The following is a 6,632-nucleotide window of genomic DNA, read 5'->3' as shown; positions in this document are numbered from 1 at the left end:
CGGGAAAACGGAGAGGTCATGCGTCGCACGCCAGACCTAACGGACCGTTGTGTCGAGGCTGAAAAGGCCCAGGGTTGCACAGGTGCGCATGGGTCGAGGAGAACCGCCGCCGCGAATGGTTGTCGCGAAAGGACACCGTTTAGCGGAAAGTTGCGCAGTTTTGCCTCTCTACTCGTCGGCCCGCGTGAGCCCTCTTGTTCGATGTGCAGAGTCGATTCCGCCATGACCAAGCCGAACGTCTCCTTTGGCCTGATTGCCATCCAGGGCAGCCGGTCTGCTGTCCACCCACTTCCGCCGTTCGCTGGAGCGTCCGCAGCCTGCTGGACGTGCTAGGAGCACCATCTCATTATCAATCTATAATAGTAAAGAATCGAATAGCGAGGACAGGGTTGCATTAAGGTACTCGGAGTACGCTCAACGATGTCAGCTGACCGCATTGCGCCCTTCTCGGAGCCGTTTTGCGACGCTGTGTCGCCGTGAGCACCTTCAGTGCGTGTGGTGTGACATCCCTTCTCTTGTGGCCTTCTGGTGGTCTTTCGGTGGCCCCTGTGGCCCTCGGTGGCCCTGGCTGGAGGTTGAGCATCGAGACACCATAAGCCTCCTTGTCGCCCTCCATCGAACCATGCGCTTCGCCATCATGGCTTCGGGTGCATGTAGCCGGTGAGGATGTGCGCCTCGGCATAGCCGACCCCGGCTACCCACCGCCGCAGCACCATTCCTCCATCGCTCTGGCTGACGAGAGCGTAGGGGCGGCCTGCGTCGAGCCGGTCGAAGGCGATCCGACCGTCTTCCAGCGTGAAAGGGACGAGTAGATCCTGTGGGGAGTCGCTCACCACCAAGCCGATGGGCGTGTGGGAGCGCGCCACGAGCAGGCCGACCACCGCGGTCAGGACGACAGCCCCGGCGAAAGCCTGGGCGCCGACGCGATAGGGAAGGCGCGAGCGGATCAGGGCCCACCGGCTGGCGGTGCCGCCCGGGACGATGCGGCGCGCGGGCTCGTGACCGGTCAGGCTGCTGAGCAGCCGGCGCCGGTCGGCCGGCGTTAGGTGCAGGGCCGGGTTCGACAGGGCGTCGAAACGCGCATCGGCCCCGCTCCTGAGCAGTTGGTCGGCCAGCCCGCGGCTGGCCTCGGCCGTCGTGCGCGCGGCATTCCGGGCGGCGGATGCGGCCTGAGCGTCGGCGTCGGCCCGCCGCGCTTCTGATGTCGGGGGCTTCGGAATCTGGGCCATCAGGCACCCTTCTCCAGCCACTCGGCCATCGGCGCGACCGCCCCCATGGCCTGCGCGCGGAACGTGGTCAGATCCTGGATCATCCGGCCGGCGGCCGCGAAGCCGAACCTCTCGGACAGGCTGTCCTCCGCCTCCCCGAGTCGCTCCGCGATGAAGCGCAACCCACCCTTCTGGAGAAGGTCGTTGGCCTTCGGGTCGAGGGTGAGCCGCGCCAAGCGGCGCAGCACGACATCCTTGCCGAGCGCCTTAAGGACCTTCGCGTCCACCGCCCCCTCGATCTGGTTCTCGATGGCGAAGAGCGGTTTGGCGAAGGGGCGGGCGAGGTCAAGCACGACTGGCGCGCTCGATGCCGCGCCCGGCTCGGCGGTGATCACGGTCAGCATGGCGAACTCCACCCCGATCCGGCCGTAGCGCGCCGCCCGCGACGCGACTTCGGGCAGGAACGAGCGCGACGCGTTGGCGCCGATGTCGACGATCAGCGGCTCGGGCGTGGTCGCGCCCGCGGCGGGCTTGCGCGCCATCAGGTCGATCACGCCGTCGTACTCACTGCGGGCCGCCGCGCCCGAGGTGCGGTCGATCTCGCTCCGCTCCGCCCGGACCGGGAAGAAGTCGACGCGGTCGTCGAGTTCGACGAGGCGCTTCTCGTCCTCGAGCTCGACGATGCGCGCCGTCACGACGGACTCGGCGAGGGCCCTCACCACGAGGCTCTTACCCGAGCCTCCCTTGTCCTGGCCGACCAGGAGCACGCGTCGCATCGTCATGGCTTCTTTCCCTTGAGCAGGTCGTAGAGGTCGGAGAGGCCCTCGCGCCGGATCTGTTCGGCGGTGCGGTGCTCCGGGTGAGGTGTCGTCGGCACGGCTGCCGGCGCGTCGGTCGGCCGCGCCGCCGATGCCTCAGGATGGTCGGGCGACGATGGCGCCCGCGCCGAAGGTGGCCCAGGCGCCAGGTCAGACCGGAAAAGCCGTCGCGCGCCCGCCTCGCGCCGGCCCGCGTCCTGCCGCCGGATGGAGTCGATCAGTCCGGTGAGGCGTCGACCCGTGAGCGGTCGGCCGTCGCGCATGCTCACCCCTTGCCGGGCGAGCGCCGCCGCGATGGCGACCCAGGTGGCCCCCTCGGCCTTGAGCCGCTCGATGTCGGGCAGGTGCTTGCGCACGATCGCCATGGCTCCGCTGGGCTTCACCCGCGCGTCTCCCTCGACCGCCTCGCGGTCTTGCGCACGGAGGTCGCGTTTGAGGCGCTTCAGGTCCAAGGCCACGGGAGGACCTCAACGTGCCTTCCCGACGGGTGCGACGGGCGCGATGAAAGGCTCGATGCGAGGGTCGGTGTGGGCCACGGTCTTGCGCAGGCGAACCGGGCGCCGCGTCTGCGCTGCGCCGTTGGGGAAGACGAGCAGCTCGTTCGACGGCATGGTCACGAGATCCTCGCGGCTCATCAGGGGCGCGGGCTGGGGGCCGGTGTTGGTCGCGGACGAACCCGACCCTGCGGTCGGCTGGCTGAAGGTCTCGATCAGGGCGGTGTAGCTGCCGACCGCGCGAGACCAGCGGTCGCTTTCGTCCGGATCGACCGCCGACAGGTCCGACAGCGTCACGACCTCGGCCGTGTTGATCAGCGTGGCGGCGCCAGCCTCGCCGTACAGCGACACCAACTGCGACCGGTCCTGCCAGAACGACCAGATGCTGGCTCCGTAGCCGGGGAGCTCGGCCGCTGAGGTGAGGATCTCGTCGAAACGTCCGAGCGCGGCGGCCTCGTCGATGAAGACGATGACGCGCTCCTCGGGCCGGTTCCGGCGGATGGAGGTGAAGAGGTCGGACAGGAACCACCGCAGCAGCGGCGCAAGGATGCGCTTGTGCTCGGGCGGGACGGCGATGAAGATATCGATCTCATTCCGGGACAGCTCGGCGAGGTCGAACGTGCCGGTGCGGACGAGCCTGCGCAGGCGGGCGTCGGCGAGCCATTGGAAGGCCTGGACGGCGGTCGACCTGATCGGGTCGCGCGTGCGCGCGTCCGCCTGCATGATCTCGAGGGCGGCACGGGCCCAAGGGAGTTGCTTGTGCCTCTTCAGGTTGGCGATGAAGACCGCGTCGTTCGACAGGAGGAGCGGGATGTCGGTGACGAGGCGGCGTTCGAGCAGGACCGAGAGGCCGATCGCGCTGACGATGAGGTCGACGGCTCTGTTGCGAAAGTAGGCCGAGGCCTCGTCGCCCGAGGCGGTTTCGGGCAGGAGCGCCAAGGCGGTCTTCTGCATGTAGAGGACATCCTGTCGGTCCAGGTTCGCGAGCGGGTTCCAGCCGTCCGTTCCGCCGACGAGGTTCAGCGGGTCGATGCAGACGACGCGCCGACCGAGCCGCTCTCGGCGCTCCCGTGTCGCGCGAAAGACTTCGCCCTTGGAGTCCAGCACCACGGCCGGGCCTGACCAGGCGCCGGCCTCGGGGAAGGACAGGTTGGGGATGAGCAGACCCGACGTCTTGCCCGTCCTGGGTGGAGCGATGGTGGCGAGCGTACCCTGGACGGCGACGCGCACCGCGCGCCCGGTCTCGGGATCGATGCCGAGTTCGAGACCGCGCGACATGGCGGCGCGCTCGCTGTCGTTGGCGAAGCGGGCCGACCCGAAGGTGCCCGCGTCCTCACGCCTGGCCTGAGGCCGCTTCGGTGCGAGGCGAAGCAGGATCGCGACTGCGAGCGGCAAGAACGCGATGAGGACTGGGTAGGACCACCCGTTGTTGGCGAAGGCAGGCGAGCGAGCGGTGACGACGTCCCAATAGGCCCCGGCGATCCGGCCGGGATCGGGGTGGGTCCAGAAAGCGCCGAACCAGGCCGCGGGCGACAGGACCTCGGGAGGCCATGCCGTCGGGTGCAGGCCATGCTGCACCGCAAGGGCTGCGGGGTACCCCAGAACCAAGGACACTAACGCCATGATCGATAAGCGCACGAGAACCCCAGGTAAATAAAACGATCGCGATAAGGATTGATTATTTCAATTTCACCCTTACTGTCTTTTTGCTCTGAATTTGCTGCGGATCGCATTCAATATCGAATTTTGATGATTTTTAATTTTGACTTCAAGAACGTCTAATTGATCCATCAGGTCTTTTTCGCGAAGCCTCAGCAAACGTCGTGCTTCCTCAAGTTCCTTGATGCGTCCCGAGAAATTCGCAATGCTGGACAGGAAATCGACGGCCGATAGCCCTTCCAGTTTAGCGATTGCGTTATTTTTACTATTCGTGACCACTAAATTGCCGAAGCTGGGACTATTCCTGTCGTAGATGGCAAACTTACCAAGACGGTCGAAAACGGTATAATGACTGGTAGATTTAAGGATCTCGATACTTCCTTGCCAATGCGCACTTTCCGATGAAAACGGAAAGAAGAATATGCACCGAGCGCGTTGTCCGTCTTCCTGTGTGTATGGCCAGCCGTGCGCTTCGTTGACCTGCTGGAATACAGCATTGAACGCTTGGATAATTGAAGAGAAACTTTCAGCGTCACTTTCGTTCTGCACTGCTGTCACGATCTCGTCGAAAGCCGCCCGACGTTCCTCAGGTGTGATACACATGTCGAGTCTTTCCAGATGTTTTGCGAAACGCAGCATGACTATGGCCGGATCGCCAGGCACTGCCCCTAACCCATATGGGTTGGCTTCAGGATCAGCCTCTTTCGCTGGTTAACAAAGCGTAACCGACTATGGCCACCGCTTCGAAGTCCTGATCAGCGCTATGATTTTTGTGATATCATGATCATTAGGTCAGGCGATCGCTTACTTATTGTTTTTGGATGACAATTTTACTATCTTATGCTGATAATCATATTCAATGTTAGTGTAACATACCTCGAATAACTGGAGAGCTCGCTCAGCAAGTTCTTGTCGAGATGACGGTCGGCGGGTCCTGGGTCGAGCCGTTCGAGAGCCTGATGAACGCGATGGAGGTCCACGGCGGCAGCACGCCAGGACGACACCACTCGACATGTTCGCTGTTCCTACAAGCGGCGTCAGACAGCGATTCATCGACTTCAAGACCGGACGATGCTCACTCCTGACGACCCGGCCGCACATCGCATGCCTGACGTCGCGGGGCCTCGTGTCGGTGAAATGGCTTTCGACGGCAGCGTCCTGTAAATCGATAAGACGTGCTGTTTGCAGAGGTGTGATCGGCGTTCGGCACGGCAGTCGTCGTGTCAGCCATGTCGACCGAAAATGCGCAGGGTGCAGGCACCGCTTGCCTTCATGCTTATTGAACTACCCCCGTGCTACCAAGGTTTAGACCGCCACCTTCTCGCGACCGCCGATATGAAACTGCAAAGTCTCGAAGATGCCGCTCGACATGTCCTCGCCGAGACGATGGTGGGCGGCTCCTGGTTCGATGCGCTCGAAACCCTGATGTCGGCTATGGGCACGCTCGGTGGAGGAATCGCCAGGATCGTTCCGCCCGATATGTTCTCTCTGCCGACCAGCGGCGTGGCCGAGGTGGTGCGGGCGGTCGAGACGGGGCGGGCCCCGCCGATCACTCATCGCACGCAGATCAGTCCCGGTCCGCGCGACGGCTTCGTCTGCGACCAGATGGACGTCTATCGCGCGGCCCGATCGCGCGATCCTTTCTACCAGGACTTCCTGATCCCCTACGGCCTCGCCTACCAGACGTCCGCATTCCTCGATATGACCGACGCTGGCGCGGTCAACCTGATCACCTTCAAACCACCTGAAAGTGGAGGCTTCGCGGCAGAGGACCTGACCACGTTCGCCCTCGTGCTGCCCTATCTGCGCGCCGCCGCGATGACGTGTCGTGGTTCGTTGCGGGCCGAAGCGCGGAGGTGCGCCCTGTCCTTCGAGCGAGGCGGCGATCCCGTGATCCACCTCGGCCATGACGGCAGGGTGCTGGAGACGAGCCCGGGCGTCGAGGATGCGCTGGCCCCGTTGATGTGGATCTCGTCCTTCCGCCTCCGGGCGGCGAGCTCCGCGGATCAGCGGCGGCTCGACGACGCGCTCAGGACCGCGCTCGAGGCGAGGAAGCCCAGTCTCGTCTCATTCACGACGATCGACCATGCGGCCTCGTTCCGCCTCCTCGTCGTTCCGGTGCTGGGCCAGGCCCAGGAGGTGTTCCATGCGACCGCCGCGGTCGCGACCGTGCTGGATGCGAGTCGAACGAGCCGCCTCGACCGCGCCACGATGGAGCTTCTCGCCCGTTCTGCCGGTCTGACACCACGGGAGAGCGAAGTCGCCCATATCGTGGCCGACGGCGCCTCGCCGAGCATTGCCGCCGAGCGGATGGAGATCAGCATCGAGACGGTCCGGCTCCACCTCAAGGCCGCATTCCGAAAACTCGGCGTACACAGTCAGACCGAACTCGCGCTGCTCGCCCACCGTCTCACCGTGCATTGAGCGGTCCTGGATCGGGACCCGGACGCTCC

6 protein-coding genes are annotated in these 6,632 nt (G+C 64.6%); 1 reads left to right on the top strand and 5 read right to left on the bottom strand.

Annotated features, from left to right (window positions below; translation table 11 throughout):
* Window positions 1-635: 635 nt before the first annotated feature.
* From D3273_RS02130 to D3273_RS02110, 5 genes are all read right to left on the bottom strand, one after another.
* Window positions 636-1,229 (bottom strand): hypothetical protein, encoded by a 594-nt coding sequence (locus D3273_RS02130; protein WP_129222997.1) that lies wholly within the window; start codon window positions 1,227-1,229, stop codon window positions 636-638.
* Window positions 1,229-1,990 (bottom strand): hypothetical protein, encoded by a 762-nt coding sequence (locus D3273_RS02125; protein WP_245500936.1) that lies wholly within the window; start codon window positions 1,988-1,990, stop codon window positions 1,229-1,231. The genes D3273_RS02130 and D3273_RS02125 overlap by 1 nt, the downstream gene beginning before the upstream one ends.
* Window positions 1,987-2,484 (bottom strand): hypothetical protein, encoded by a 498-nt coding sequence (locus D3273_RS02120; RefSeq protein ID WP_129222995.1) that lies wholly within the window; start codon window positions 2,482-2,484, stop codon window positions 1,987-1,989. The genes D3273_RS02125 and D3273_RS02120 overlap by 4 nt, the downstream gene beginning before the upstream one ends.
* A gap of 9 nt (window positions 2,485-2,493) precedes the next feature.
* Window positions 2,494-4,134, bottom strand: a complete 1,641-nt coding sequence (locus tag D3273_RS02115) for a type IV secretory system conjugative DNA transfer family protein (RefSeq protein WP_245500935.1) — start codon at window positions 4,132-4,134, stop codon at window positions 2,494-2,496.
* An 81-nt stretch (window positions 4,135-4,215) separates the two neighbouring features.
* Window positions 4,216-4,818: a hypothetical protein gene (locus D3273_RS02110; protein WP_129222991.1), complete on the bottom strand. Its 603-nt coding sequence runs from the start codon at window positions 4,816-4,818 to the stop codon at window positions 4,216-4,218.
* Window positions 4,819-5,514: 696 nt separating this feature from the next.
* On the opposite strand from D3273_RS02110, the gene D3273_RS02105 reads away from it, so the two are divergent.
* Window positions 5,515-6,603 (top strand): helix-turn-helix transcriptional regulator, encoded by a 1,089-nt coding sequence (locus tag D3273_RS02105; RefSeq protein WP_165359339.1) that lies wholly within the window; start codon window positions 5,515-5,517, stop codon window positions 6,601-6,603.
* The last annotated feature ends 29 nt before the right edge of the window (window positions 6,604-6,632 follow it).

Origin of the sequence: Lichenibacterium minor, from assembly GCF_004137685.1 — a bacterium.
GTDB lineage: Bacteria > Pseudomonadota > Alphaproteobacteria > Rhizobiales > Beijerinckiaceae > Lichenihabitans > Lichenihabitans minor.
The sequence above is the reverse complement of the archived record's forward strand: the minus strand, read 5'-3'. Positions and strand labels throughout refer to the sequence as shown.

What these genes read in the sequence shown, in the direction of transcription:
- D3273_RS02130 (WP_129222997.1), bottom strand. Translation starts at nt 1,229, where the DNA reads ATGGCCCAGATTCCGAAGCCCCCGACATCAGAAGCGCGGCGGGCCGAC.
- D3273_RS02110 (WP_129222991.1), bottom strand. Translation starts at nt 4,818, where the DNA reads ATGCTGCGTTTCGCAAAACATCTGGAAAGACTCGACATGTGTATCACA.
- D3273_RS02125 (WP_245500936.1), bottom strand. Translation starts at nt 1,990, where the DNA reads ATGACGATGCGACGCGTGCTCCTGGTCGGCCAGGACAAGGGAGGCTCG.
- D3273_RS02105 (WP_165359339.1), top strand. Translation starts at nt 5,515, where the DNA reads ATGAAACTGCAAAGTCTCGAAGATGCCGCTCGACATGTCCTCGCCGAG.